Below are 26,818 nucleotides of genomic sequence, written 5' to 3' on the forward strand. Positions count from 1 at the left end.
AAACAAGCCGGGCCCGCCGACCCCGCCTCCTGAGCCCCCGCGCACCGCCGCCGCGCCATGATCGCGCTCGATCCTGGAAAGAGTCCCCTCGAACCGTTGGGAGGCCACTACATCCAGGATCGAGCACGATCATGGCGCGGGGCGCGGGGCGGCGCCGGCTGGGGCGGTTTACGGCAGGTCGAACAGGGTGGCGGCGTTGTTCCAGCAGACCGCGCGTAGCCAGTCGTCACCGAGGTCCAGCCGGGCCAGCCCGGTCAGCTGGTCAACGTACGGGTAGGGGATGTTGGGAAAGTCGCTGCCGAGCAGCACCTTGCCGGCGAGGCCCAGGTCGTGCAGACGGGGCAACTCGTCGGCGGGAAAGGGCACGAACCGGTCGAAGAACGGCGTGAACGCCATGGTGGTGTCCAGCCGGACCCGCTCGTACGCGTCGGCGAGGTCGAGGAATGCCCGGTAGTCCGGCGCACCGAGGTGCGCCACCACGGCGGTCAGCCGGGGGTGCCGGGCGAGCAGGTCGGCGAACGGGGCGGGCCCGGTGTGTGTCGTTCCCACTGGGGCGTGCCCGGCGTGCACGACCACCGGCACCTCGGCGTCGGCCAGCGTCCCCCACACCTCGTCCAGTGCCGGGTCGGTGGGGGAGAAGTCGCCGACCTGCACGTGCACCTTGAACAGCCGGGCTCCGTCGGCCAGCGCGGCCTCGACGTACGCGGCGGCGTCGGGCTCGGGGAAGAAGGTCGCCGAGGGCAGGCAGCCCGGGGTGTCCCGAGCGAACTGCAACGTCCAGCGGTTGAGGTCCGCCGCCATGCCCGGTCGGTGGGGGTACGCCAGCGCGCTGAACGCGCGTACCCCGAGGCGGCGCAGGTGGGCGACGCGGTCCGCGTCGCTCCACCGGTAGCGGATCGGCCATTCGGTGCCGACCAGCGGCCCGGCGGCGTCGAAGTACTCCCACACGCGGCGCAGCAGCCTCGGTGGCAGGAAGTGCACGTGCACGTCCGCCAGCCCGGGCAGCCCCAGCGCGCGCCAGAACTCCGGCACCCGCGCGTCCTCGGTTGGCGGTGACGACAGGCTCGACACGGGGGCGGCGTCGGTCATACGTCGATGTTGAACCGTTGCAGCACCGATGGCGCGACCAGGCCGACGGTGGCGAGCACCGAGACCACGGTCAGCACAGTACGCAGCACGACCACCTCGGTCTTGCTGCCGGTACGCAGCGCGATGCTGTTGGGCAGGCCGATCATCGTCCACATGCGTCGGCGGATCGGGATCGGCCAGAGAATCGGCACCCCGGCTCTGGTGATCATGTCGCCGAGGATGTGCACGAAGCAGCCCACCCCGACGGCCGTGCCGATCAGGGGGTAGCCCCGCCCGCCCGGTAGGTTGGCGAAGGTGAACCAGGCCGCGCCGGCCGACGCGAGCGTCACGATCACCCAGCCGGCCCGTTCGGCCCACTTGTCGAAGAGCCCGCGCAGGGCGAGACCGAACATGAAGAACAGGATCGTGATCACCGCCCACTTGCCGTACGCGGCGCAGAGGGCGGTGGTGCCCCAGCCGACCAGCAACGTGAACGGAAGCGTGTGGGTGAGCGTCCGGTGCCCGTTGTTGCGACGCGGATCCTTGCTGAGCTTCGTCGCGTAGTAGACACCGAGCGAGATCTTCTCCACCACCTCGGCGACGAAGAGCGAGAAGACCCCGAACGTGCGGGCGACGGTGGCGCCGCCTTGGTTGCGGGTCACCTTGCCGGACAGGTCGAGGTCGGGAAAGAGCGCCCCGCCCGCGCACACCGCCGTGCCCACCGCCAGCGCCAGCGGCGACTGGTGGTAGTCGGCGAACTGGTCCAGCGCCCACGACCCGGTCAGCCATACCGCCGCGCCGGACAGCGCGTGCGACGGTCCCATCATCTCGGCTCACCCTCCCCAGGGATCTTGAGCGCCAAAACTACGCCACTGTAGCCAGCGCCGGTGTCGCAGGGGCGTCAGTCGGGACGTCCACAACGGACAGTGTCAGAGGGTGGGCGTGAAGCTCTGCCGGATCATCACGAAGTATGCCGCGTTGACCTGCCAGTCGAACTCCTTTGTCAACCACGAGACGGTGTAGGCGCGTCCGGCCGAGGTGTTGGCGAGCAGCCGGATGCTGTGCACCCGCTCGCCGGCCGCGTTCTCCCAACTGCACTCCCAGAGGGCCCCGCCGTCGAAGACGTCGAGCGCCGAGATGTCCAACTTGCGGTAGCCCGGCAGCGCGTCACCGCCGACGAGCCGCTTCTCCTCGGCCTTCCAGTGCGCCACCGGATCGACCTGCGGCGGCCCCGCCTCGACGCTGAGCACCCGAGCCCCGCTGGGCTCCCGGAAGCAGGTCACCGCCCCTTCGGTCCAGCGTGCCCAGGCCACCGGCGCGGCGATGCGGAAGCCGGCCGGGTCGACGTGCCAGGTCCACCCGTCCCGCAGCCCGTACCGCACGTCGCTGGGCGGCGACACCGACGGCACCGGGGTGGCCGTCGGCGGCGGAGGGGCCGCGCAGGCGAACGCGGCCGGTCGGGTGGCGGTCGCGCCACCTCCGGCGCCGGACGGCGGCATCCGCTCGTCCCGGTGGTTGAGCAGCGCCGCCGTGACACCTCCGACGACGAGCAGGACGGTGGCGGTCGCCGCGCAGCTGAGTGCGATCAGCCGCCCGCGTCGGCCGTTCGGGCGGGCCGCCGGCGGGCGGGTCGGCGGCCGGATCGGCGGGGCCGCGTCGTCCGGCGGCCCGGCCGGGCTGACCGGGGTGGACGCGGCGGACCGGCCCGCGCTGCGGACCGCCGCCACCGCCGAGGAGAGGGGCGGCCCGGCCGGCCGGTCGCGGTCGGCGGCCGCGGCGCGCAGCAGCTGCTCGGCCTCGATGGCGGTCAACCGCCGCCAGGGATCGCGCTGCAACAGGCCGGTGATCACCGGACCCACCGGGCCGGCCCGACGCATCGGGTCCGGCGGCTCGGTGGCCAGCGCGCTCAGCGTCGCCATCGCGCTGGACCGGGCGTACGGGGACTGCCCCTCGACCGTGGCGTAGAGCGTCGCGCCCAACGACCACAGGTCGGTACGCGGATCCGACACGCCTTCGCGGGCCCGCTCCGGCGCCACGAACTGCGGCGAGCCGAGCACCAGGCCCGGGCCGGTCATCGCCCCGTCGCCGCCGTCGAAGGTCGCCAGCCCGAAGTCGGTGAGCACCACCCGCCCGTCGTCGGCGACCAGCACATTGTGCGGCTTCACGTCGCGGTGCAACACGCCGGCGCCGTGCGCCGCCCGCAACGCCGCGAGCACAGCCAGCCCGATCCGGGCGGTATGTTGTGGACTCAGCGGGCCCTCGGTGTTGATGATCTGCTGCACCGACCGGGACGCCACGTACTCCATCACGATCCACGGGTTTTCCCGGTCGTGCACCACGTCGTAGAGACGCACGACGTTGGGGTGGTTGAGCCGGGCCGCCGTGCGGGCCTCGCGCAGCGTCCGCAGTCGTAGTTCGGCGCGGTCGGCCTCAGTCAGCCAGGCTGGCGGCACGACCTCCTTCACCGCCACGTCCCGGTGCAGCATCTCGTCGCGGGCCAGCCACACCCGGCCCATCCCGCCGGCGCCGACCAGGTCGAGCAGCCGGTACCGACCCGCGATCAGCAACTGCCGCACGGTCGCTCCGCTACCTCTCAGTGCGCTTTGGTAAGCGCATGGTTGGTAGTCCCGCCTTGCGGTGGGACGGTCCCGGTCTTGCCGGCGGTTGCCGTGCCGGGTTCACGTTTCACAGCCACCTGCCCGCGTAGGCAGGTCTTCTGGTCGGCTCCACGTGCTGCCACCGGGCCACTCCCGGCGGTCGTTGCCTGTGCCGCGAGGGCGGCGAGGTTACGTGCGGCGTTGAGGTCCCGGTCCAGGGCCAGACCGCAGGCTTCACACTGGTATTGACGCTCGGACAGGGCCAGCTTGGTTTTCACCGTGCCGCAACCCGAGCAGGTCTTCGAGGACGGATACCACCGGTCGGCCGTGATCAGCCGGCCGCCGTTCCAGCTGGTCTTGTAGGTGAGCTGGCGACGTATCTCGGCGAACCCGGCGTCGGCGATGTGCCGGGCCAGCCGCACGGATGCGCGCTGCCACCGCTTCGACGGGCGGACGCCGGCACGCCGGTCCGGTCCAGCCTTGCGTGACACCGCCCGACCGATCCCGCGAATACGGCGCAGAGCACCGCCGAGGTGACGCGGGTTCGGCACCAACTCACCTGTGGAGAGCACCGCGAGGCGCTTGATACCGACATCGACACCGACCGTCGACACGGGCCGCGACGCGACGCGAGCGCTCCGTTCGACCTCGCAGGTGAACGCCACATGCCAGCGTCCGCCGTCACGTCGCACCGTGGCCGACATGATCCGGGCGGTGTCGTTGTCGAGACGTCGGGCCAGCTTGCGGGCGGACTCGTGCAGCTTCAACCGACCCAAGCGGGGCAGCACCACATGTTTACGGTCGGGCTCGACGCGGATCGCGCCAGTGGTGAATCGCACCGACGGCACCGACCGGCGACGGGACTTGAACCGAGGGAACCCGACCGGCCGACCGGCGCGGTTGCCCGCCCGGGAGTCGGTCCAGTTCTTCAACGCGCGGGCCAGGTCATCCAGGCCGGTGTTGAATGCCTCCTTCGAACACTGCGCCCACCACGGCGCCACCTCGTCCTCAACGCCGTTCCATGCCCGACGCAGAGCCGGCAGAGTCCACCCGACCGCGGGAGTGAGGTGCTCCTCAGGCATCCCGTAGCTGCGTTCGGCGGCCCGCTGATCCAAGACCGCCCTCACCCGAGCCAGCGCCCAATTGTGGGCCACCCGCGCCGCCCCGGCGTGCGCGAGCACCGCGCGTTCCTGCCTCGGAGCCAGGTCAAGAGCGAACCGATACGCCTGGACGGTCTTCACACCACAGCGTCCGGGACGATCGCAACATCAACCGCGCGACAGGCGCGGCTCGCGGCAGCGCGACGGCCCGAGAGACGCGCACACAGCGACGTAAGGATCTCGGTCACGTCACGCACCAGATCGTCGTCCACCTCGGCCGGGTCCACCACCAACAGCCTGCGGCCCTGCGCCGCGAGGGCCGCCTCCACATACTCGGCGCCGAACCGGGCGAACCGGTCGCGGTGCTCGACCACGATGGTCGACACGGCGGAATCCCGCAGCAGGGCAAGGAACGCCTTGCGCCGCCCGTCCAACGCCGAACCAACCTCGGTCACCGCCCGTGACACGGCGAGGTTCTGTTCGGTCGCCCACGCCGTCACCCGGGCGACCTGCCGATCCAAGTCGGACTTCTGATCGGCCGACGACACCCGGGCGTGAACCACCGTGGTCTCCGACGGTGACGCCCCAGCGGCTTGCTCCACCAGGATCAGCCCGCCAACTCGTCGAGCAGGCACGGGCGGCTTGTCCTCCCGGAACCAGCGATACGCCGTAACCGGATGGACACCCTCCCGCTTCCCCCACTCCGTCAAGTTCACCATCGCATTCCGTCGCTTACTCTATTGGCGACTGCGCGCCCCTCGGTCACCCCGGGTTACACGATAACCACCCAGGCTACTTTTCTCATCCGCTGAGCAGCCTCGATCCACGCCGGACGGAGGGCCGATCACGGCCGTACGGCGCAGGTCAGCGGGGTGGTCGGAAATTGTTTCGCGCGGCCGTCCAGTCCGCGTCGGCCGCGGACCAGTCCCGGTCGTCGGTGATCCATCCCAACGTCCAGCGGCCGGCGCCGACGATCTGCCGCCGCGCGTGCAGCCAGACGGCGTACGGGGCTTTCCACCGGAACTCCCATTCCGCCCCGTCGTCATCCGCGGCGAGCCGGATCTCGTCGTACCCCGGTAGCGCCCCGGAGTCGACACCGGCGTCGCGGTTCGCACGCAGCCGGGCCAGCGGATCGGCGCCGCCGCCCTCGGTGACGCTGAACGCCCGGCCGGTCGCCGGGTCCTGGAAGCAGGCCACCCCGCCCTCGCGGGAGTAGCGCCAGGTCGCCGGCACGGAGACCCGGAAGCCCGCGGTGTCGGCGTGCCACACCCACCCGGGCGGCGGCCGGAAGCGTTCGCCGGGGGTCGGCGACCCGGCCGGCACCGGCACGCCGACGATGTCCGGGCGTACGCAGGCGAATGGTGGCGGGGGTACGTCGCGCTCGCCGGGCGGCGGGCCGGGTCGGCCGAGGCCGCCACCGCCGTTGGGTCCGCCGCCGCCGCGTGGACGGTCCGGCTGTGGCGTGGTGGACCGGCCGGCGGTGTCGGCCGAGTCGTCTCCGGCGACGGCCAGCGCGGTGCCCACCCCGGCTGCCGCCGCCACCAGCAGCGCCGTGACGACCAGAGCGGCCCGGCGCATGGTACGTCGCCCGCCCACGCTCGGAGGGGCTGTGGCTGTCGCGGTGGAGGCCGCGCTCGTCGGGGCCGGGTCACCCTTGTCGGCGGTCGGGCCGGTGTCGGTTGGGCCCGTCGCGGTCGAGTCGGAGGTGGGTGGGCCGGGCTCGGGTAACGGAACGGTGGGGTCCTGGTCGGGCAGGTCCACGGGCACGGGCGTGCGGTGGGCCCGGGCCGCCGTCGCCGGCGGCGGGTCGGCGCGGCCGGTCGCGGCGGTGAGCAGTCGGCGGGCGCCGTCGTGGTCGAGGCGGTCGCGCGGGTCGCGGCGCAGCAGCCCGGCGAGCACCGGCGCGAGCGGTCCAGCGTGTGGGGCCGGGTCGGGTGGGCCGGCGGCCAGGGCGCTGAGGGTGGCCATCGCGTTGCTGCGGGCGTACGGGGAGCGGCCCTCCACGGCGGCGTGCACGGTGGCGCCGAGCGACCACAGGTCGGCGGCCACGGTGGACACGCCCTCGGCGGCCCGCTCCGGAGCGACGTACTGCGGGGAGCCGAGCACCATCCCGGGGCGGGTCATCGCGCCGTCCCCGCCGTCGAAGGTGGCCAGCCCGAAGTCGGCGAGCATCACCCGGCCGTCGTGGGCGACGAGCACGTTCTGCGGTTTGACGTCGCGATGCAGCACTCCGGCCGTGTGCGCGGCCTCCAGCGCGTCGAGCAGGGCCAGGCCGATCCGGGCGGCGCGGGCCGGCTCCAGCGGCCCCTCGGCGTCGATGACGTCCTGCAGGGTGCGCGACGGGACGTACTCCATCACGATCCACGGGCTGCCCTCGACCGGGACGACGTCGTAGAGGCGGACCACGGCGGGGTGGTTGAGCCGGGCCGCGGCGCGCGCCTCCCGCAGCGTGCGCGAGCGCAGCTCGGCCCGCTCGTGGTCGGCCAACCAACTCGGCGGTACGACCTCCTTGACCGCGACCTCGCGGTGCAGCATCTCGTCGCGGGCTCGCCACACCCGGCCCATGCCGCCGCGACCCACCAGGTCGAGCAGCCGGTACCGACCGGCGATCAGCACCTGCCCACGCTCCTCCTCAGCCGCTGTTCGGGGGTACACCCTAACCAGCGGATCGGAAGTCACCTATCGGTCGTCCGACCTGGCTCAGCAGGCGGCGTGGTCGGTGGCGGCGAGCAGATTGCCCTCCGGGATGGCGATCCGGCCGCGCCCACCGGCCAGTCGGGCGGCGGCCCGCTGGGCCTGGAGCGGGCCGTGCTCGCGACGGGCGGTGGCATAGGTGGCGGCGGTGCGGGCTGCGATGCTGGCCCAGCCGTACCGCTCGCCGACCATGCTGCGGGCCCGTCGGGCCACCCGCCGGGCGAAGACCTCGTCGCCGAGCAGTTGGTCGACCGCGCCCGCGAGGGCGGCCGGGTCGCTGTGCGGGAACGTCACGCCGGTCACGCCGGGCTCGACGATCTCGGCGAGGCCGCCGGTGCGGGCCACGGCGAGGGGCGCTCCGGCCGCGGCCGCTTCGAGGGCCACCATGCCGAACGGCTCGTAGAGGCTGGGGACCACTGTCGCGTCGGTCGCGCCGAGCACCGCCGGCAGTTGGGTGGCGTCGAGGAAGCCCGTGAAGCGGACGGTCGAGCCGAGCGCCAGGCGGCGGGCCTCGGCCTCCAACTCGGGGCGGTACGGGCCGTCGCCGGCGATCACCACGCGCAGGCCGGGGTGCCGCTCGCGCAGCCGGGGCACCGCGTGCACGAGGTGCTGCACGCCCTTTTCGTAGACCAGACGTCCGGCGTACCCGACGAGGGGGCCGTCCGCGGCGAACCGTGCGCGGGCCGTGGCGACCGCGCGCGGGCGGGCCCGCCAGGCCCGGTCGTCGACCCCGTTGGGCACCACGTCGACCAGCCCGGTCGGCACGTCGAAGAGCGCGCTGACCTGGGCGCGCATGTAACCCGAACAGGTGATCACCCGGGTGGAGGATCCGCTGAGCCAGTGCTCGACGCCGTGGATGGTGCGGTTCATCTCCTCGGGCAGCCAGCCCTGGTGCCGGCCCGCCTCGGTGGCGTGGATGGTGGTGACCAGCGGCAGGTCGAGGTGTTCGGCGAGGGTGGTCGCGGTGTGGGCGACGAGCCAGTCGTGGGCGTGGATGACGTCGTAGCTGCCGGCCTGGGTGGCGCGTAGGGCGGTGCGGGTGAGGGTGTGGTTGAAGGCCATGGTCCAGGCGAGTAGGGAGCCGGTGGCGAGGGGGAAGGTGACGGGGTCTTCGGGGGCGCGCAGGATGCGGACGCCGTCGGCGTATTCCTCCAGGGGTGCGCCGTCGGCGTGGCGGGTGACGACGGTGACGTCGTGGCCGGCGGCGGCGAGGGCGACGGAGAGGGCGTGGACGTGGCGGCCGAGGCCGCCGACGAGTACCGGCGGGTACTCCCAGGAGAGCATCAGCACCCGCAGCTGACGGGCGGGGTGGATGTCGATCACGTGGGCGTCGGGTGACATGCGGCCCCCTTTGAGTTGTCCCCGGGCGCGCGCCGACCGACACCGGAGTCGGTGTCGCCGTCGCGTCTGGATCGGGGCCAATCCTGCCGGGGCCGAGATAACCAGCGGAGACACCGCCGTTGCGGTCGTGTAAAGCGCTACTGGCCCTTTCGGCGCACCCGCAGCAGCTCGGCCACCGACCACGCCTGGAACGGGCAGCCGGTCGCGGAGTGCGGCGCGACGCCGTCGGCCGTCTCGCTTACCGAGCCTAGCCCATATTCGGTCAGATGGGACTCAATACCAATCAATACGTCATCGACTGACATCTTGCCCCGCCGGCAGGCGTCCACGTACGGCCCGAGCAGCCACGGCCACACCGTGCCCTGGTGGTAGCCGCCGTCCCGCTCGGCCGGGCCACCCCGGTGCCGACCCACGAACTCGGGCGAGTCCGGGGCGAGGCTGCGTGGCCCGAGCGGGGTGAGCAGCCCGGTCGCGATCCGGCGCAGCGTCGGCTCGTCCGGCTCCAGCGGCGCGAACGGCAACGACCAGGCCAGCAACTGGTTGGGGCGCAGGGCGTCGTCGTCGTGCAGGGCCGCCCCACCCAGCGGGTACGCCGGCGCGGGCGCGTCCAGCACGTCGTGCAGCCAGCCGGTCGGGGCCGGGTAGCGGTCCCGGAACGACGCGGTCGCCTGGGCGTGCCGCCGCCACAGCTCGCCCGCGTCCTGCCCGGCCAGCTCGGCCAGCTCGGCGAGACCGGCCAGCCCGTTGATCCACAACGCGTTGACCTCCACCGGCTTGCCCGTGCGCGGGGTGACCGGCACCCCGTACACGCGGGCGTCCATCCAGGTCAGGGCGGTGCCCGGGGCGCCCTGGGTGAGCAGCCCGTCGGCCGGGTCGACGGCGATCCCGTAGCGGGTGCCGGCCACGTGCGCGTCGATCACGGCACGCAGCGCCGGCAGCAACTCGTCGCCGAGATCGGTGTCGCCGGTGACCGTCACGTGCCGGCTCACCGCGTGTAGGAACCACAGCGTGCCGTCGACGGTGTTGTACTCCACCCGGCCGGTGTCGGCCGTGTTGGCGAGCATCCCCTCGGACAGCGTCGCCGCGTACGCCCGCAGCAGCTCGCGCCCCTCGGCGGCCCGGCCCGTGCAGAGGAACAGCCCCTCGTACGAGATCATCGTGTCCCGCGACCAGGCGCCGAACCACGGGTACCCGGCCACCACGTCGACAGCCGCGCCGCCGGGACGGACCACGAACGCGTCGGCGGCCAGTGCGAGCGTCGCGTCCACCTCGTCGGCCGGCCGCGCCGCGGCCACCACCTGCCGGTTGCGTCGCCGGGCTGTCGCCACGATCTCGGCGGCCGGCGGCGGCTCCTCGTCGAGTCGACCGGCCCAGGCCCGCACCGACACCGTGTCGCCCGGGCGTTCCAGCTCGCCGACGAAGCGTCCCGCGTACCAGAGGTCCTCGTCCGCGTTCAATCCACGGTTGGCCTCTTCGCGGTGGTGCACGCCCAGCCACCACTGCCCCTCCGGCGCCCAGCCCGGGCCGGCCAGCCGGTACGCGCCCTCGACCACCGCGCCGTCGGCCACCGCCTCGACCTGCGGGGTCGGACCGTCGGCCCGCCGCTCGCCGTGCGCGTCACGCCAGGTGCACGCGGCCGACAGCTCCAGCCGGACGGGTCCGCCGGCGACCAGCCGGTGCACCACCGCCACGCAGGAGCGGCCGGGCAGCATGGCCAGCTCCCGCTCGATCACCACCCCGCCGATCCGCCACCGCCACCGGGGCAGCCCGTCGACCAGCTCGAAGCGCTCCAGCAATTCGAAACCGCGCGGGTCCACGACGCCGGAGGACCACTCGTGGGCGCCGAGCCGGACCCGGGCGCCGGAGGGCAGGGTGACCGCCGGGTCGAGACTGACGAGTCCCACCTGGCGGGACGCGGGAGTTTCGCCCGGCACCACCAGCAGACCGTGGTAGCGGCGGGTCCGCAGCCCGCCGACGGTGCCCATCGCGTACCCGCCGAGGCCGTCGGGCACCAGCCACTCCCGGCTGGACGCGCTGGTCAGCTCGCCGCAGACCTGCGGGCCGAAGTGAATGTCGATCAACTTTCCTCCACCGCCGGCGAGGTGTAACACGCCACGACGAGAATGGCCGCTGTGGTGAAGTACCCCGGCGGCGTCAAAGATGTGCACGTGATCACTGACCGATCGTCCTCCGACGCCTCGCCCCCCGACGCTGAGCGGCTCCGGCTCGCCCAGGCCGACTCGGGGGAGCAGGACTGGCGTGCATGGGGTCCCTATCTGTCCGAACGGGCGTGGGGGACGGTACGGGAGGACTACAGCGAGCACGGTACGGCGTGGGACTACTTCCCGCACGACCATGCGCGGTCCAGAGCCTACCGCTGGAACGAAGACGGGATGGCGGGCGTCTGCGACGACCGTCAGACCTTCGCCTTCGCCCTGGCGCTGTGGAACGGCAAGGACCCGATCCTCAAGGAGCGGATGTTCGGCCTCGGCGGCGACGGTGGCAACCACGGGGAGGACGCCAAGGAGTACTGGTGGTACGAGGACTCCACGCCCACCCACTCCTGGATGCGCTGGCGCTACCACTACCCGCAGGCCGCCTTCCCGTACGACGAACTCGTCGCGGTGAACGCGCTGCGCGGCCGGGACGACACCGAGTACGAGCTGGTGGACACCGGGATCTTCGACGACGACCGGTACTGGGCGGTGACCGTCGACTACGCCAAGGCGTCACCGACCGACCTGTGCATGGTGGTGACCGTGGCCAACCGGGGCGACCGGGCGGCGACCCTGCATGTGCTGCCCACCCTGTGGTTCCGCAACACCTGGGCCTGGGGGCTGCCCGGCGGCGACCGGATCCCCCGCCTCACCGGGGAGGGCACCCGGCTGGTCGGTGAGCACCGGGTGCTCGGCCAGCTGCTGCTGGAGGGCGACGGCGGCCCGGTGCCGCTGCTCTGCGACAACGACACCAACGCCGAGCGGCTGTGGGGGCTGCCCGGCCGCTCGCCGTACCCGAAGGACGGCATCAACGACCACGTGGTCAACGGCGCCCCCACGGTCAACCCGGCCCGCGAGGGCACCAAGGGCGCGTTGCATTACGTGCTCGACGTGCCGGCCGGCGGCCAGCGCCAGATCCGGCTGCGGCTGACCCGTACCGCGTCGCCGCCGGCCGCCGCCCCGCCGCCCCCGGCCGACCTGCGGGACGGCTTCGAGGCCGTGGTGTGGGCACGGCGGGCCGAGGCGAACCGCTTCTTCGCCGGCGTGATCCCGGAGGCCGCGACCCCGGACGAGGCGCTGGTGGCGCGGCAGGCCATCGCCGGGCTGATGTGGGGCAAGCAGTTCTACCACTTCGACGTCAAGCGCTGGCTGGACGGCGACCCGGGCTCGTCGCCCCCGCCGGCCGGGCGCCGGCACGGGCGCAACAGCGCCTGGTGGCACATGACCAGCTTCGACGTCATCTCCATGCCCGACCCCTGGGAGTACCCCTGGTACGCGGCCTGGGACCTGGCCTTTCACTGCGTGAGCATCGCCCGCGTCGATCCGGGCTTCGCCAAGGAGCAGATCCTGCTGCTGCTGCGCGAGTGGTACCTGCACCCCAACGGGCAGATCCCGGCGTACGAGTGGGCGTTCGGCGACGTGAACCCGCCGGTGCACGCCTGGGCGGCGCTCAAGGTGTTCGAGATCGACGGCGGGAAGGACTTCGAGTTCCTGGGCCGGGTGATGCACAAGCTGCTGCTCAACTTCACCTGGTGGGTCAACCGCAAGGACACCGGCGGCAACAACGTCTTCGAGGGCGGCTTCCTCGGGCTGGACAACGTCGGGCCGTTCGACCGCTCGGCGGCGCTGCCGGTGGCCGGCGTGCTGGAGCAGTCCGACGGCACCGGCTGGATGGCCATGTACGCCCTCAACCTGCTCGACATGGCCATCGTGCTGGCCGAGCACGACGGGACGTGGGTGGACACCGCCACGAAGTTCTTCGAGCACTTCCTCTACATCGCCGCCGCCGCGTACGAGCAGGGGCTGTGGGACGACGAGGACGCCTTCTTCTACGACGTGCTGCGCCTCGCCGACGGCACGAAGGTGCCGCTGAAGGTCCGCTCGGTGGTCGGGCTGCTGCCGCTGGCCGCCACCACCCGCCTCACCGCGAAGACCCTGCACCGACTGCCGGAGCTGGGCGCGCGGTTGCGCTGGTTCCTCACCAACCGCCCGGAGTACGCCCAGGTGATCGGCACCCGCCGGCTCGGCCCGGACGGCCGCCAGCAGCGGCTGCTGTCCATGGTCGGCCAGGATCAGGTGGTCCGGCTGCTCGCCCCGATGCTCGACCCCGACGAGTTCCTCTCCGACTTCGGCCTGCGGACGCTGTCCCGCGCGCACCTGGACAAGCCGTTCTCCGTCACCCTCGGCGGGCAGGAGTTCTCCGTCGGCTACGAACCGGCCGAGTCGACGAGCGGCCTGTTCGGCGGCAACTCGAACTGGCGCGGGCCGATCTGGATGCCGACGAACTTCCTGCTGATCAGCGCGCTGCGCGACTACGCGGCGTTCTTCGGCGACGACCTGCAGGTGGAGTATCCGACCCGCTCCGGGGTGAAACGCTCGCTGGACGAGATCGCCGACGACCTGTCCGCACGGCTGATCTCGCTCTTCACCCAGGACGACTGGGGTCGCCGGCCGATTTACGGCGCGGCGCGGCTGTTCCAGACCCACCCCGACTGGCGCGACCTGATCGCCTTCCCGGAGTACTTCCACGGCGACAACGGCGCCGGCCTGGGCGCCTGGCACCAGACCGGCTGGACGGCCCTGATCGCCGACCTGATCCTCACCCTGCGCCGCTGACCCGCGCAGTCGGCCCGCCGCGCCCCGCTCGCCGCGCCCTGCGTACCGCGCATGATCGTGCTCGATCCAGGATGTAGTGGTGTCGGTGGCGTGGTGAGGCCGCCTCGGCTGCCGATCTGCGGAGGAGGCGAACAGTCGCCAATCCGTCATGAAGCGGATACGAACAGTGCTGGTCGTTACGCTCGGCCCGTGTCCGTACCTGCCGAGGAGGCCACCGAAGAGGACCGGCGACATCTCATCGTCACGGCCGCCCGCGAGCTGGCCGAGGCCGAGGGTTGGACGGGGCTGAACGGCCGACGACTCGCCGAGCGGGCCAACGTGGACGTCGGCGACCTCTACCGGCATTTCGCCGACCAGGAGGCGGTGCTGGCCGCCGTCGCGGTGCACGGCTTCGCCGCGCTGGCCGCCGCGCTGACCGCCGCCCACGCCGACAACCCCTTCCCGGAGCGGGCCTGGGCGGTGATGGCGAGCGCGTACCTCGACTTCGCGTACGCCAATCCGGCTGTCTACGACGCGATGCTCGCGCTGACCCCGGACCTCGCCCTCGGCGCGGCCGGGGTGCCGGCGGCGCCGCGGGCGGTCTTCGCCGCGCTGCGGGCGGCCCTGCTCCCGCTGGCCCAGGGGCGTGATCCGGACATCCTCGCCGAGGTGGGCTGGAGCCTGCTGCACGGCGTCGTGATGCTCACTCGCGGCGGCCGGCTGCGCCCCGAGGCGCAGGAGGAGCGGGAGGCGATGATCATGGAGAGACTGCTGTGGTGGCCCTGCCCGGCGGACGGGAATTCGCTGGGTGCCCGGGGCGCAATGCCCTAGAGTTCGCGTCCGCACGAGCATGATCGCGAGGAGGTGCCGGCATGACCGCGGACCAGGCGGCTCGTCGACGGGCACAGGTATTGATCTTCGACGCGGACGACACGTTGTGGGAGAACAACGTCGTCTTCGAGCGGGTGATCGACGACTTCCTGGCCTGGCTCGACCACCCCACCCTGGACCGGGCGGAGACCCGGGCGATCCTCGACGACATCGAGCGGGCCAACGCGGTGGCGCACGGGTACGGCAGCAAGGTCTTCCTGCGCAGTCTGGCCGAGTGCCTGGAGCGGCTGCGTGAACGGCCGGCCACCGACTCCGAGCGCCAGGAGATCGACCGGCTGGCCCTGGCGCTGGTGGAGCACCGGGTAGAGCTGATGCCCGGTGTCGCCGAGGCGCTCGACGAGTTGGCCGGCCGGCACGAACTGCTGCTGCTGACCAAGGGCGAGCGGGAGGAGCAGCAGCGCAAGCTGGATGCCTGCGGGCTGCTGCACCACTTCGGGGCGGCGCACATCGTCGCCGAGAAGAACGTCGACACCTACCGGTGGCTCATCCGCGAGCACGGGTTCGAGCCGGCCGACGCGTGGATGATCGGCAACTCCCCGAAGTCGGACATCCTGCCGGCGCGGGCTGCCGGGCTGAACGCGGTGTTCATCCCGAACGAGAACACCTGGGTGTTGGAGGACGACGAGCTGGACCCGACCGACAACGGCATCCTGCGGCTGGCGGCCTTCCGCGACCTGCTCCGGCATTTTTGACCGTCGAATCCGAACAGCGTCGAAAATCATGGTTGCGTTACGCGCACATGCCGCTTTTTCCCCTTGAGATCAGTCACGTCGCGGACGGTCCCGCAACGCTTGTCCAGCCCGTCGGGATCCGCCTAACCTGAGCCGGCGCTCACGGCCTTTCGGGGTGTGCCGGGAACGCACCGGTGTCCGGCGGGTGGGCACCGTGGAGCTGAGTGCAGGGCGGCCCGGACCTCCCCGCCGGGCCGCGTGGCGTCGTGCCGCGCCCACGTGCGCGGTGGGTGCCGGACCTGTCCGCTCCCCGCCGGACGGCCGGGGGTCAGGACCGGGTAGTTGCGGACCCGGTCCTGACCCGGCCACTGCGATCGGTGCCGGCCCGTCAGGCGCGGTGCCGGCCGTCGCCGGTGTGGTGGGCGTCCGGCTCGTCGGACCCGCCGCGGACGATCGAGATTGCCACCCGGCAGAACTCGTCCATGTCCGGGTTGAACCCGGCCGCGATGTCGGGGTGCAACCCGGAGCGGGTCTCGTCCAACAGCCGCTGGCACACCTGCTCGACCGGCTCGCCGGCGTAGCTGGCGCGAACCCGGTCGGTGGCAGCCTGGAGAGCCGAGGTCAGCTGGTCCTCCAGCGGCCCGCGCAGCTTCTGCTGCACCGGATCGAGCCCGCGCGGGTCGAGCGTGACATGTGGCTCCGACATCGGTGCTCCCTTCGTCGGCGTCCGCGATACCCCACCGCGGCCGTCGGTCAAACGCCGGTCGGTACGGCGGCGACCCGCACCTGGTACGAGAAGTCCTCCGCCGGCTCCTCGTGGTACGACAAGCGGCGGATCTGCCGGTCGTCGTCGTAGAGGGCGACATCCACCAGGACGCCGAGGTGCGCCAGGCCGATGGTGGAGACCCGCTTCTTGTCCTGCAGCACCGCGCAGACGCCGCCGAGCAGGGTGCTGGCGTCGGATGTCCGGTGCCCAGGCGGACAGCGCAGAACCAGGTCCACCTCGATCGGCCCAGGCAACGGCGTCCAGCCGGTGCGCTGGGCCGCGCCCAAGGCGGCCTGGAGCAGGGTGCGGACCCTCGTCGCCTGCCGATGCCCGGCGGCGAAGATGGACAACGCTTCGGTCTTGACCGGTGGCAGGCCGCTCACCTCGAACGTCAGGGCGAGAGCGCGGGTGTCCTGCACGACGGCACCTCCCTCATTGGGACGATCCTGCCGAACCGGTGCCGCGGCGGTGGGACGTTCCCGCGATAACCAACCGATCGGGCAGGCTGGGCCGGCCGGAGGCGTGTCGACGTCGGCGGCGAACGCGCTGGCTGCGGCGCTAGGGAAACGCTAGTCGACGCCGCCCGCGCTGGATAGTCGGTCGTTCACCCGGTGGGACGTGGCGGAAAGGCGCAGAACTCGTTGCCCTCCGGGTCGGCCAGCACCCACCACCAGTGCGCCTCGTCCAGCGGCTCGTGCAGCAGCGTCGCCCCGGCCCCGATCAGCGCCATCGGTTCCGGCTCGACCAGCTCGACGTCCCAGTGCATCCGGTTCTTGACCGTCTTGGGCTCGGGCACCCCGTCGAACACCCATCGCTCCCAGGGGAACCCGGCCGCGCCGACCACCGAGGCGCTGCCCGAGCCGTGCTCGACGGTGCCGCCGAGCACGCCGGTCCACCAGGTCGCCTGGGCGGCCGGGTCGGTCGAGGCCACGACCAGCTCGAACGGACCCGGCCGAGTGTCCTCGTGGGCTCCGAACGCGCGAAACGAGTTGCCCTCCGGGTCGGCCAGCACCCACCAGTCGGCGTCGCCGGCCGGGTCGCGGACCAGTCGGGCGCCGGCCGCGAGCAGCGCCGCCGGGTCCGCACCAGGCAACCGCAGATCCAGGTGTACGCGGGTCTTGCCGGTCCGGGGTTCGGGCACCTCGTTCACCCAGATCGACTCGGCGTCGGAGCGGGCGGATCGGGGGTCGACCCGGGTGTCGTCGCCGCCAGCGTCGGCCAGCTCTCCGTCGAGCACCCGCGCCCAGAAGGCGCCCAGCGAGCGCGGGGCGGAGGCGTCCAGGCAGAGGTCCTTGAAGCGCGCGATCATGATCCCAGCATGCCTGGTCGGGGTGGATCTGTGGGGGTCAGTGCCGCTTGGCGTAACCGAGGAACGCCCTCCAGGCCGCCGGATCGACGTGCAGGGTGCCGCCGTCCCGGTCCTTCGTGTCCCGTACCAGCACCACGTTCGGCAGGTTGTCGGCGACCTCGACGCAGGACCCACCGTTGCCGCCGGACCTGGTCGACTTCCGCCACTGCGGGGTCATCATGTCCATGACTTCGCCACTTCCTTGATCAGCTCGATTGACTGCCGGCGGGGGAGCGCCTCGTTCCGCACGATCTCCCACGTCTTCGCCAGCTTAGCGACGTCCGCTGGCGCATCGATGATCTGCGCGGTGAGCTGGTTGTCGGCGTGGGCTACCCGAGTTCCATCGGGCAACTCGGCGATGATGAACTGGCCTGCCAGCCCCAGGTACATCCCAGCATCCGCAGGCACGACGTGCACCTGGATATGCTCCGCTGCCGCCACCTGGGCAAGGTGCTCGCACTGCTCGACCATGAGCCCTGGCTGATCGAGCACCGGCCGGCGGAGCACGGCCTCGTCCAGGACGGCGATGAGCTGCGGCGGGCGCGGGCGGTGCAGGATCGACTGCCGCTCCAGCCGAGAGGCGACGATGCGGTCGACATCCTCGGCATCGAACCGCCCGCCGGCCAGCGTGGCGCGGGCGTACCGCTCGGTCTGAAGGAGACCCGGCACATACGACAGCTCGAACCAGCGCAGCGTGGTTGCCTCGCGTTCGAACTCGATCCACTCGCGCAGCCAGGCCGGCTCGGCGTCCAGTTGGGCCAGCCTCTCCAGCATGCGCAGGAAGCGCCCGCCGGTCTCGTGGTGCGCGTCGACCGCCCGCATGTACTCCTTCGTGGGTGGTCGCCCGCCGGTCTCCACCGAGCTGACGTGCGAACCCGAATATCCGATGCCCCTGCCGAAGTCGTCCTGACTGAGCCCCAGCCCCGCCCGGAGAAGGCGAAGCTCCTCCAGCACGTAGTCCGTCACGGTCCCCATCAATTCTCCAAACTCCGCTCACTGTGGATCGGCGTGTCCGCCAGGGCTGCTCACCTGGGCCGTTGAGCTGCACGGATGCCCTGAGCACGTATCGACGGTAGTCGTGTCACCCCAGACTGTCACCAGTGGCGGGTCCGCTGGTGGCCGGAATTGGCGGCGGCGGGCCCTGCCCCGGGGTCGCTCCCGTTCCCCGTGCGGGAGCGGCCCCGCCCTCACCACCCGAGGAGGTCGATGTGCGGAGCACGGTCACGTGGTGGAGCGACCAGCAGCACGCGATGCGGTGGCGGTGATGGTGGTCCGGCCGCCCGTCCCGCACGTCGCCATGCGCCCGCTCTGGCGGTGCCGCAGTTGCGGAAAGGAGTGGCCCTGCCAGCCGGCCAAGCTCGCCCTGCTGACCGAGTACCGGGGCAGCCGGACGGCGCTGCTGATCTACCTCGGCACCCTGATGCATGAGGCGACGAACCAGCTCACCCAACTCCACCCGGACCACCCGCCGGCCCGGATGACCGAGCGCTTCCTCTCCTGGGCGCGGGCCCGGGGCTGACTCCGCTCGTACCCCTTACTTGGGCGGCGCACCGGAGTTCATCCGGGGAAGTGGATCAGCGGCACCCCTTCGGAGTACCCGGGCCCCTCACCGGTGAGCACCGCGGCGTCGTGGGTCAGACCCGCCACGGCGGCAGCGGCCAGGTCGAAGCGGTGGATCCTGCGCTGCCAGAAGGTCAGCTCCGGCAGGTCCTGCGCCCGCTCCGGCAGCAGCGACGCTGCGGCTCTGTCATACGCGCAGCTTGCAACTGTCATACTGCGGCATCCTCACTCATCCGGCGGGGTCGGTGCAGCGGCAGCGCGCAGGCAGGTTTCGTGACTTCGCGGGTGGGGCAGTGTAGCCGCACAGAGCATCCGAGTCGGGGCGTTTCCGCAGCTCCAGGGCTCGGAAGTCTCGCCGTGCGCCGGGGCGCGGATGCCCCTCCCCGGTTTCTCGCCGAAGAGAGGGGGAGGGCGATGACGGACCCCGAAACGGCTCGACACCGGCGTCGGCCGGCTGCCCGGCTTGGTGCCGCAGCCGCCGCGCTGGCACTGGCCGCGCCACTGGCCGCGTGCGGTGCCGGCGACGGTGGCGGCGGTACGCCGACGATCAACCTGTACTACCCGCCGGAGCAGAACCTGCAGAAGGTGGTCGACGACTGCAACGCGCAGGCCCAGGGACGATACAAGATCGTTTACCGGGTGCTGCCCCGGCAGGCCGACGACCAGCGGGTGCAGATGGTGCGCCGGCTCGCCGCCGAGGACACCGGGATGGACGTGCTCGGCCTGGACGTCACCTGGACCCAGGAGTTCGCCAGCGCCAAGTGGATCCTCGAGTGGACCGGCCAGGACAAGTCCGACGTCGAGCAGGGCACCCTCGCCGGGCCGCTGGACACCGCCCGCTACGAGGACAAGCTCTACGCCGCGCCGAAGAACACCAACGTCCAACTGCTCTGGTACCGCAAGGACCTGGTGCCGCAGCCGCCGACCACCTGGGACCAGATGATCACGGCCGCGAAGCAGCTCAAGGACCAGGGCAAGCCGTACCAGGTGCTCACCATGGGCGCGCAGTACGAGGGCCTGGTCGTCCTCTACAACACCCTGGCCGAGAGCGCCGGCGGCAAGGTCCTCTCCGACGACGGCAAGAAGGCCGTGATGGACGACGGCACGGTCCGGGCGCTGGAGCAGTTGCAGCGGTTCGCCACGTCGGGCGTGACGTCGCCGTCGTTCAGCAACGCCACCGAGGACCCGGTCCGGCTGGAGTTCCAGTCCGGCTCGGGCGCGTTCCAGGTGAACTGGCCGTTCGTCTACCCGGCGTTGCAGGAGGCCGACCCGGAGCTGGCCAAGCAGGTCGGCTGGGCGCGGGTGCCCGGCATCGACGAGAACACCCCCAGCAAGGTCACCATCGGCGGCGTGAACCTGGCGGTCAGCTCCTACTCCCGGCACCCGGAGCAGTCGTTCGAGGCGGCCCGGTGTCTGCGCAGCCCCGAGCACCAGAAGTTCTCCGCCATCAACGACGGCGTACCACCGACCATCGAGGCGGTCTTCGACGAACCGGAGATGACCGAGGCGTACCCCATGAAGGACACCATCCTCGAAGAGCTGAAGGACCCGGCGACGCGTCCGCTGACCCCGGCCTACCAGAGCATCTCGACAGTCATGTCGGCGATCCTGTCGCCGCCGTCGGCGATCCGTGGCCAACAGACGGCCGATGAGCTGCGCGGCGCCATCGCCGACGCCCTCCAGTCCAAGGGGGTCCTGCCGTGAGTGTCAACGCCACGCCGGCCGGCGCGCAGGTGAGCGCCGAGGCGGAACGATCCACCACCGTGCCCACCCAGCGGGGCGGCCGCCGCAGGCCGCCGCTGAGTGAGAACAAGAAGGCCGAACGCCGACTCGGTTGGCTGCTCTGCGCGCCCGCCGCGCTGGTGATGGTCGCGGTGACCGCGTACCCGATCATCTACTCGGTCTGGCTGTCGTTGCAGCGCTACGACCTGCGCTTTCCCGACCAGCGCGAGTTCATCGGGCTGGAGAACTACGTCACCGTGCTCACCAACGAGTTCTGGTGGACGGCGTTCGGGGTGACCACGCTGATCACGGTGGTCACCGTGGCCGTCGAGCTGGTGCTCGGCATGGGGCTGGCGCTGATCATGCACCGCACGCTGGTCGGGCGCGGCCTGGTCCGCACGTCGGCGCTCATCCCGTACGGCATCGTCACGGTGGTCGCCGCGTTCTCCTGGCGGTACGCCTGGACGCCCGGCACCGGCTACCTGGCCGACCTGTTCAGCGATGGTGCGCCGCTCACCGAGCGGGCCAGCTCGTTGGCGATCATCATGCTGGCGGAGATCTGGAAGACCACGCCGTTCATGGCGCTGCTGCTGATGGCGGGGCTGGCGCTGGTCCCGGAGGACCTGCTCAAGGCCGCCTCCACCGACGGGGCGACCTCCTGGCAGAAGTTCACCAAGGTGATGCTGCCGGTGATGAAGCCGGCGATCCTGGTCGCGCTGCTGTTCCGCACCCTGGACGCGTTCCGGGTCTTCGACAACATCTTCGTGTTGACGGCCGGGGGCAACGAGACCTCGTCGGTGTCGATGCTCGCCTACAACAACCTGATCCGGGGTCTCAACCTCGGCATCGGCTCGACGATGTCGGTGCTCATCTTCATCACCGTGGCGATCATCGCCTTCGTCTTCGTGAAGCTGTTCGGCACCGCTGCGCCCGGCAGCGACGACTCCGAGAGGCGCTGACATGGCTGTCGAAACCACCACCCGGGCCAAGGTGCGCTGGGGTCTGCTCGACGTCCTCGTGGTCGTCTTCGCGCTGGTCCCGGTGCTGTGGATCGCGTCGCTGTCGTTCAAGACGCCGGCCACCCTCACCGACGGGAACTTCATCCCCCGGGAGTGGACGCTGGACAACTACCGGACGATCTTCGACACCGACCAGTTCGTCCGCGCGCTGGTCAACTCGATCGGCATCGCCCTCATCGCCACGCTCATCGCGGTGGTGCTCGGCGCGATGGCCGCGTACGCCATCAGCCGGCTGGACTTTCCCGGCAAGGGGTTGCTGGTCGGGGTCTCCCTGCTGATCGCGATGTTCCCGCAGGTGTCCCTCGTGTCGCCCCTGTTCGAGATCGAGCGTCAGCTCAAGATCTTCGACACTTGGCCAGGGCTGATCCTGCCGTACATCACCTTCGCGCTGCCGCTGGCGATCTACACGCTGTCGGCGTTCTTCAAGCAGATCCCCTGGGACCTGGAGAAGGCGGCGAAGATGGACGGCGCCACCCAGGCACAGGCGTTCCGTCGGGTGATCGCCCCACTGGCCGCGCCCGGCCTGTTCACCACGGCGATCCTGGTCTTCATCTTCTGCTGGAACGACTTCCTGTTCGCCATCTCGCTGACCTCCACCGAGCGGTCCCGCACGGTGCCGGCCGCGCTGTCGTTCTTCACCGGTGCGTCGCAGTTCGAGGACCCCACCGGGGCGATCTGCGCCGCCGCCGTGGTGATCACCGTACCGATCATCCTGTTCGTTCTCTTCTTCCAGCGCCGCATCGTGTCCGGCCTGACCTCCGGCGCAGTCAAGGGATAGGTGAATAGTCATGGCTGACATCGTGCTCGACAAGGTGAGCAAGAGGTTCCCGGACGGGACCGTCGCCGTGCAGGACGTCGACCTGGAGATCGCCGACGGCGAGTTCGTCATCCTGGTCGGCCCCTCGGGCTGCGGCAAGTCCACCACCCTCAACATGATCGCCGGCCTGGAGGACATCAGCTCCGGCGAACTGCGCATCGGCGGCCAGCGGGTCAACGACAAGGCCCCCCGGGACCGGGACATCGCGATGGTGTTCCAGTCCTACGCCCTGTACCCGAACATGACCGTGCGGGAGAACATGGCGTTCCCCCTGCGCCTGGCGAAGCTGGACCGGGAGACCATCAACGCCAAGGTCGACGAGGCGGCCAAGGTGCTGGAGCTGGTGCCGCTGCTAAACCGCAAACCGGCCAACCTCTCCGGCGGTCAGCGTCAGCGGGTGGCGATGGGCCGTGCGATCGTCCGCCAGCCCAAGGCGTTCCTCATGGACGAGCCGCTGTCCAACCTGGACGCGAAGCTGCGCGTGCAGATGCGCACGGTGGTGTCCCGGTTGCAGAAGCAGCTCGGCACCACCACCGTCTACGTCACCCACGACCAGACCGAGGCGATGACCCTCGGCGACCGGGTGGTCATCATGCGGGGTGGCGCGATCCAGCAGGTCGGGCCTCCGCAGGAGCTGTACGACCACCCCCGCAACCTCTTCGTGGCCGGCTTCATCGGCTCCCCGTCGATGAACTTCCTGCACGCCGCCGTGCTGGACGGCAGCCTGCACACCGCGCTGGGCGAGGTGCCGCTCGGCGACCGGGTCCGCCGCGAGCTGGAGGCGGCCGACGCGCCCCGCGAGCTGATCCTCGGCGTACGCCCCGAGCACTTCGAGGACGCCGAACTGGTCGACGAGGACACCCGCCGCCGGGGTCTGGAGTTCGAGGCGCCCGTGGAGATCGTCGAGTCGATGGGCTCGGACAAGTACGTCTACTTCACGGTCGAGGGGGAGCGGGCCAGCGCCGCCGAGCTGGAGGAGCTGGCCGCCGACGCGGGCGCGGGCGACTTCGCCGGCACCGGCGGCAACCTGGTCACCCGGTTGTCCGCCGAGTCGCCGGTCGCGGAGGGACAGTCCCGCCGGGTCTGGTTCAACCTGGAGAAGATCCACCTGTTCGACCCGACCAACGGCCGCAACCTCACCCTGCACGAAGGCAGGTCAGCCGGCGCGCTAGCTGACTGAACCCCGCCGCCCCTCCCGCCGATCTTGCAGTTTCGGTTGTCGACATGGGCCGGATGTCCCCTGTGTCGCGACCGAAAGTGCAAGATCGGCGAGGCGCACCGGAGACCGTCGTGGGCGTGCTCGGCCTGCTCGGCGTGGACGCCACCAGCCCGGCCGCCGTGGCCGACGCGCTCGCCGCCGCCCGCGCCGTCGATTCGGCCGCGTTGCCGGCGACGGTGGTGCTGACCCACGGCACGACCCGGGCGCTGCCCGGCCCCGGCGTGGTGACCCTGGAGGACGGTGGCCGCCGCGACGTCGACGGCGAAGTGCCGGGAGACCTGCCGCTGGGCTGGCACCGGTTGGGCTGCGCCGGCCGCGACGTGACGCTCGTGGTGGTGCCCCGTCGGCTGCCCGTGCCGCCGCGCACCTGGGGTTGGATGGTCCAGCTCTACGCGCTCACCTCGGAACGCTCCTGGGGCATGGGCGACCTCGGCGACCTGGCCGAGTTCACCGGCTGGGCCGGCGCCACGGGCGCCGGGCTGGTGCTGCTCAACCCGCTGCACGCGGTGGGGCCCGCGCATCCGGTGGCCGCCTCACCGTACTCACCGGCCAGTCGGCGCTTCGTCAACCCGCTCTACCTGCGCGTCGGTGACACCGCCGCGTACGCCGCGGCAGACCCGGCGACCCGGGCGGTGGTGGACGCGCTGCGCCCCGACCGCGGCGACCTGATCGACTATGACGAGGTGTGGACCGCCAAGCGGCACGCCCTGGAGCTGCTGCACCCGTACGCCCAGCCGGTCGACCTGGCCGCGGACCCGGCGCTGGCCAGCTTCGCCACCTGGTGCGCGCTGGCCGAGCGGCACGGCAACGACTGGCGTGCCTGGCCGGCGGAGCTGCACCACCCGGCCGCCCCGGCGGTCGCCGAGCAGCGTCGGCAGCTCGCCGACCGGGTGGCCTTCCACGCCTGGCTGCAATACCTGTGCGACGAGCAGCTCGACGCCGTCACCGCGGCGGCCCGGGCGGCGGGAATGCCGGTCGGCGTGGTGCACGACCTGGCCGTCGGCATCGACCCGGGCGGCGCGGACGGCTGGCAGCTCGCCGACGTCCTGGCCCAGGGGGTACGCGTCGGCGCCCCACCGGACGACTTCAACCAGCTCGGCCAGGACTGGGGCCTCGCCGCCTGGCGGCCGGACCGGCTCGCCGAGACCGGGTACGCGGCGTACCGGGACATGCTACGGCGGACCCTGCGGCACGCGGGCGGCCTGCGGGTCGACCACGTCGCGGGGCTGTGGCGGCTGTGGTGGGTGCCGCCGGGCGCCAGCGCCGCCGAGGGCACCTACGTCCGATACGACGCCGAGGCGATGCTCGGCATCCTCGCGCTGGAGGCCCACCGGGCCGGCGCGGTGGTGGTCGGCGAGGATCTCGGCACGGTCCAACCCGCCGTGACCCGGGGCCTGCGGGGGCGCAACATGCTCGGCTCGACCGTGCTGTGGTTCGCCCGGGACGACGATGGCAACTTCATCCCGCCGACCCGCTGGCCGCGTAACGCGCTGGCCACCATCTCCACCCACGACCTGCCCACCGCGTCGGGCTTTTTGACCGGCGAGCACGTCCGTGTCCGCGACGAGTTGACGTTGCTCGGCACCGATGTCGCGGTCGAGCGGGCCCGGGCCGCCGCCGACCGCGAGCGGCTGCTGGCGATGCTGCGCGACGAGGCGCTGCTGCCCGAGCCGGCCGACCCGGGGGCGACGCCCGGCGGCGAGCCGGGCCCACCCGACGACGACGTGGTGGTGGCGATGCACGCCGCGCTCGCGGCCAGCCCCACCCGGCTGCTCGGCGTCTCCCTCTACGACGTGCTGGGCGAGGTGCGCCAGCCCAACATGCCGGGCACGGTCGACGAGTATCCGAACTGGAGGCTGCCGCTGCCGGCGACCGTGGCGCAGATCCGCGCCGACCCGCGGGTGACGCGGGTCGGCGACCTGCTCACCGCCGCGCGTCCCCGATCGTCCGCCCCGCGCCGGTCCGAGGCGCGCAGCCCTCAGGCCGACCAGTCGTAGCGGGCGGGCAGCCCGAGGAAGTCGGCGTACCGTCCCAGGGCCTTCTCCACCCGGGCTCGCTCGCCAGCGTCCAGCGTCGTCAGCGGCCGGATCGCCACGGTGACGGCGGCCCGGCCGAGCGCGCGCTTCCAGACGCCCACCACCCGGCCCGCGCGGACCACGGTCGCCTGGAAGACGCCGTTGTTGCCGGGCACCACGGCCGCCTGGTGCGCGGGGTCGAGCATCAGCGTGCGGTCCCGGTAGCCGAGCAGGTACTCGTCGAAGCCGGGCAGCGCCAGCACGTCATCCTGCGGCGCGCGCGCACCGGCCGACGCCGTGTCGCACAGCGCCGCGTCCACGTGCATCGGCTCGCCGTCGACGAGTACCGTGCTCAGCAGTTCGCCGGCGGTTGCCAGGCCGCGCCGCGCGTCGGTCAGGGTGAGGCCGCTCCAGCCGGCGAACTCGCGGGCGGTGACCGGCCCGTGCCCGCGGACGTAGCGGTGGGCGAGCAGGGCCAACGCCTCGTCCCGATCCAGGTGGCGTTGCTCCGGCGCCCACTCGTCGAGCAGGGCGAAGGTCTGGTCGGTGCCGACGTTCGGCGCCACGCAGGTCACCCCGCGCACACTCGCGTACCAGAGCAGGTGGTAGCCCCGCTGGGCGTCCGTCGACAGGCCCGCCGCGCGAAGGGCCGCCAGGCACTCCGCCCGCGTGAGCCGGCGTCCGCCGACCAGCGCGGCGCCGAGCACGTCCAACGCCCGGTCCGCGTCGGCCTCGGTGAGCCCGAGTTGCGTGCGACGGGTCGCCGCGCCGGCCCGCGAGCGGACGCCGGTCAGCTCCAGCATCCAGCGGGTGTCGGCGGGGGGAACGAGGTGCACGGTGCCCCGCATCGGCCACGTGCGCAGAGCTTCACGGCGCTCCAGCGCCGCCTGTACGTCGGATCTGGTCCACCCCGGCAACCGGGCGCCCAGCGACCACAGCCCGCTCGCCACATCCTGCGCCTGCATCGCGCCGAACCACTCGACCACCTCGGCCACCGCGCCGGGCCGGATGCTCGGGTGCGGTCGCAGCAGCAGGCTCGTCATCCGCAGGCCGAGCGCCTCGGACGCGGTGAGTTCCCTGGTCATCGGACTCCCTTCCCCGGAGGTGGCTGCGTCAGGGTAGGGCACCCGGCCGACAGTGGCTCCGGTGCATAACCACCCGAGCAGCGGGAAGGCGGCC

The 26,818-nt window shown here is 72.0% G+C and carries 24 protein-coding genes; 9 read left to right on the top strand and 15 right to left on the bottom strand.

Features of this window, described 5'->3' with window-relative positions:
* Window positions 1–168 precede the first annotated feature (168 nt).
* From OG505_RS03850 to OG505_RS03885, 8 genes are all read right to left on the bottom strand, one after another.
* Window positions 169–1,089 carry an amidohydrolase family protein gene (locus OG505_RS03850; protein WP_405431007.1) on the bottom strand — a complete coding sequence of 307 codons (921 nt, stop codon included), beginning with the start codon at window positions 1,087–1,089 and terminating at the stop codon, window positions 169–171.
* On the bottom strand, window positions 1,086–1,895 hold the full coding sequence (locus tag OG505_RS03855) for a metal-dependent hydrolase (protein WP_405431009.1): 810 nt from the start codon (window positions 1,893–1,895) through the stop codon (window positions 1,086–1,088). Before OG505_RS03855 ends, OG505_RS03850 begins: the two co-directional genes overlap by 4 nt.
* A gap of 102 nt (window positions 1,896–1,997) precedes the next feature.
* Window positions 1,998–3,644, bottom strand: coding sequence for a serine/threonine-protein kinase (locus OG505_RS03860; RefSeq protein WP_405431010.1), 1,647 nt, complete (start codon window positions 3,642–3,644; stop codon window positions 1,998–2,000).
* Between the two features lie 17 nt (window positions 3,645–3,661).
* Window positions 3,662–4,906, bottom strand: a complete 1,245-nt coding sequence (tnpB, locus tag OG505_RS03865; protein ID WP_405431011.1) for an IS607 family element RNA-guided endonuclease TnpB — start codon at window positions 4,904–4,906, stop codon at window positions 3,662–3,664.
* The gene (locus OG505_RS03870; protein WP_405434370.1) at window positions 4,903–5,481 is read right to left on the bottom strand and encodes an IS607 family transposase; all 579 of its coding nucleotides are present in this window, start codon (window positions 5,479–5,481) and stop codon (window positions 4,903–4,905) included. The genes tnpB and OG505_RS03870 overlap by 4 nt, the downstream gene beginning before the upstream one ends.
* Before the next feature lie 148 nt (window positions 5,482–5,629).
* Entirely contained in the window at window positions 5,630–7,420 is a 1,791-nt protein-coding gene (locus OG505_RS03875; protein ID WP_405431013.1) for a serine/threonine-protein kinase, read from the bottom strand.
* A 45-nt stretch (window positions 7,421–7,465) separates the two neighbouring features.
* Window positions 7,466–8,800 (bottom strand): glycosyltransferase family 4 protein, encoded by a 1,335-nt coding sequence (locus OG505_RS03880; protein WP_405431014.1) that lies wholly within the window; start codon window positions 8,798–8,800, stop codon window positions 7,466–7,468.
* A 137-nt stretch (window positions 8,801–8,937) separates the two neighbouring features.
* Complete coding sequence (locus OG505_RS03885) at window positions 8,938–10,881, bottom strand: amylo-alpha-1,6-glucosidase (protein ID WP_405431016.1); 1,944 nt, start codon at window positions 10,879–10,881, stop codon at window positions 8,938–8,940.
* A gap of 42 nt (window positions 10,882–10,923) precedes the next feature.
* Between OG505_RS03885 and OG505_RS03890 the strand changes: the two genes are divergently transcribed.
* From OG505_RS03890 to OG505_RS03900, 3 genes are all read left to right on the top strand, one after another.
* Window positions 10,924–13,632, top strand: coding sequence for an MGH1-like glycoside hydrolase domain-containing protein (locus OG505_RS03890; RefSeq protein ID WP_405431018.1), 2,709 nt, complete (start codon window positions 10,924–10,926; stop codon window positions 13,630–13,632).
* A 189-nt stretch (window positions 13,633–13,821) separates the two neighbouring features.
* Window positions 13,822–14,442 carry a TetR/AcrR family transcriptional regulator gene (locus OG505_RS03895; protein ID WP_405431019.1) on the top strand — a complete coding sequence of 207 codons (621 nt, stop codon included), beginning with the start codon at window positions 13,822–13,824 and terminating at the stop codon, window positions 14,440–14,442.
* 41 nt (window positions 14,443–14,483) lie between these two features.
* The gene (locus tag OG505_RS03900) at window positions 14,484–15,194 is read left to right on the top strand and encodes an HAD family hydrolase (RefSeq protein ID WP_405431020.1); all 711 of its coding nucleotides are present in this window, start codon (window positions 14,484–14,486) and stop codon (window positions 15,192–15,194) included.
* Between the two features lie 367 nt (window positions 15,195–15,561).
* On the opposite strand, the gene OG505_RS03905 is transcribed toward OG505_RS03900, so the two are convergent.
* The 5 genes from OG505_RS03905 to OG505_RS03925 form a co-directional block, all read right to left on the bottom strand.
* The gene (locus OG505_RS03905) at window positions 15,562–15,879 is read right to left on the bottom strand and encodes a hypothetical protein (protein ID WP_405431021.1); all 318 of its coding nucleotides are present in this window, start codon (window positions 15,877–15,879) and stop codon (window positions 15,562–15,564) included.
* A gap of 47 nt (window positions 15,880–15,926) precedes the next feature.
* On the bottom strand, window positions 15,927–16,358 hold the full coding sequence (locus OG505_RS03910) for a hypothetical protein (protein ID WP_405431023.1): 432 nt from the start codon (window positions 16,356–16,358) through the stop codon (window positions 15,927–15,929).
* A 185-nt stretch (window positions 16,359–16,543) separates the two neighbouring features.
* The gene (locus OG505_RS03915; protein WP_405431024.1) at window positions 16,544–17,248 is read right to left on the bottom strand and encodes a VOC family protein; all 705 of its coding nucleotides are present in this window, start codon (window positions 17,246–17,248) and stop codon (window positions 16,544–16,546) included.
* Between the two features lie 37 nt (window positions 17,249–17,285).
* The gene (locus OG505_RS03920) at window positions 17,286–17,468 is read right to left on the bottom strand and encodes a DUF397 domain-containing protein (protein ID WP_405434371.1); all 183 of its coding nucleotides are present in this window, start codon (window positions 17,466–17,468) and stop codon (window positions 17,286–17,288) included.
* On the bottom strand, window positions 17,465–18,262 hold the full coding sequence (locus OG505_RS03925; protein ID WP_405431025.1) for a DUF5753 domain-containing protein: 798 nt from the start codon (window positions 18,260–18,262) through the stop codon (window positions 17,465–17,467). Before OG505_RS03925 ends, OG505_RS03920 begins: the two co-directional genes overlap by 4 nt.
* Window positions 18,263–18,515: 253 nt before the next feature.
* Here OG505_RS03925 and OG505_RS03930 point away from each other — a divergent pair, with 253 nt between their 5' ends.
* Complete coding sequence (locus OG505_RS03930) at window positions 18,516–18,806, top strand: flavin reductase (protein ID WP_405431026.1); 291 nt, start codon at window positions 18,516–18,518, stop codon at window positions 18,804–18,806.
* 38 nt (window positions 18,807–18,844) lie between these two features.
* Here OG505_RS03930 and OG505_RS03935 read toward each other — a convergent pair whose 3' ends face one another.
* Window positions 18,845–19,060, bottom strand: coding sequence for a hypothetical protein (locus OG505_RS03935; protein WP_405431028.1), 216 nt, complete (start codon window positions 19,058–19,060; stop codon window positions 18,845–18,847).
* 201 nt (window positions 19,061–19,261) lie between these two features.
* Here OG505_RS03935 and OG505_RS03940 point away from each other — a divergent pair, with 201 nt between their 5' ends.
* The 5 genes from OG505_RS03940 to malQ all read left to right on the top strand — a co-directional run bounded on the left by OG505_RS03940 (window position 19,262) and on the right by malQ (window position 25,621).
* Complete coding sequence (locus OG505_RS03940; protein ID WP_405431029.1) at window positions 19,262–20,551, top strand: ABC transporter substrate-binding protein; 1,290 nt, start codon at window positions 19,262–19,264, stop codon at window positions 20,549–20,551.
* A complete protein-coding gene (locus OG505_RS03945) occupies window positions 20,548–21,528 on the top strand; it encodes a carbohydrate ABC transporter permease (protein WP_405431031.1) in 981 nt (326 codons plus the stop codon). The genes OG505_RS03940 and OG505_RS03945 overlap by 4 nt, the downstream gene beginning before the upstream one ends.
* Before the next feature lies 1 nt (window position 21,529).
* Window positions 21,530–22,366 carry a carbohydrate ABC transporter permease gene (locus OG505_RS03950; protein WP_405431032.1) on the top strand — a complete coding sequence of 279 codons (837 nt, stop codon included), beginning with the start codon at window positions 21,530–21,532 and terminating at the stop codon, window positions 22,364–22,366.
* A gap of 10 nt (window positions 22,367–22,376) precedes the next feature.
* Window positions 22,377–23,585, top strand: coding sequence for an ABC transporter ATP-binding protein (locus OG505_RS03955; RefSeq protein ID WP_405431033.1), 1,209 nt, complete (start codon window positions 22,377–22,379; stop codon window positions 23,583–23,585).
* 110 nt (window positions 23,586–23,695) lie between these two features.
* A complete protein-coding gene (malQ, locus tag OG505_RS03960) occupies window positions 23,696–25,621 on the top strand; it encodes a 4-alpha-glucanotransferase (protein WP_405431034.1) in 1,926 nt (641 codons plus the stop codon).
* On the opposite strand, the gene OG505_RS03965 is transcribed toward malQ, so the two are convergent.
* Window positions 25,603–26,724: a winged helix DNA-binding domain-containing protein gene (locus tag OG505_RS03965; RefSeq protein ID WP_405431035.1), complete on the bottom strand. Its 1,122-nt coding sequence runs from the start codon at window positions 26,722–26,724 to the stop codon at window positions 25,603–25,605. The genes malQ and OG505_RS03965 overlap by 19 nt on opposite strands.
* Window positions 26,725–26,818 lie beyond the last annotated feature (94 nt).

The organism is Micromonospora sp. NBC_00617 (genome assembly GCF_045161355.1).
Classification (GTDB): Bacteria; Actinomycetota; Actinomycetes; order Mycobacteriales; family Micromonosporaceae; genus Micromonospora.